Annotated in this window: 1 protein-coding gene; it reads left to right on the top strand. The window is 73.6% G+C overall.

The annotated features are described in order from the left end of the window. Window positions 1-549: hypothetical protein (locus EJK15_RS77075; protein WP_206062435.1), on the top strand; the 549-nt coding region annotated here is incomplete at both ends.

The following is a 549-nucleotide window of genomic DNA, read 5'->3' as shown; positions in this document are numbered from 1 at the left end:
GGAACCCGCCCTCGCGCCTGGGGCCACGATCGGCGTATCCGCCCTCACGACGCGGACCACGGTCACCGTAGCCACCCTGGGGGCGATCACCCTGGCCACCCTGGGGCCGGTCACCGGTGCCGCTGTCGCGACGCGCGCCGTAACCGCCCTCACGACGCGGCCCACGATCATCCCGATCACGGAACGGACGACGCTCATCACCCTCACGACGCGGACCGCGATCGTCACGGAACCCGCCCTCGCGCCTGGGGCCACGATCGGCGTATCCGCCCTCACGCCTGGGGGCGTAACCACCCTCACGGCGAGGACCCCGATCATCGCGGAATCCATCCTCACGGCGGGGGCCACGGTCATCCCCGGGCCCGCCTTCACGGCGCGGGCCACGGTCGTCGCGGGACACACCCTCACGACGAGGTCCGCGGTCGTCACGGAACCCGCCCTCGCGCCTGGGGCCACGATCGGCGTATCCGCCCTCACGACGCGGACCACGGTCACCGTAGCCACCCTGGGGGCGGTCACCCTGGCCACCCTGGGGCCGGTCACCGGTGC

This window comes from Nonomuraea basaltis, from assembly GCF_005893125.1.
Lineage (GTDB): Bacteria > Actinomycetota > Actinomycetes > Streptosporangiales > Streptosporangiaceae > Nonomuraea > Nonomuraea basaltis.
The sequence above is the reverse complement of the archived record's forward strand: the minus strand, read 5'-3'. Positions and strand labels throughout refer to the sequence as shown.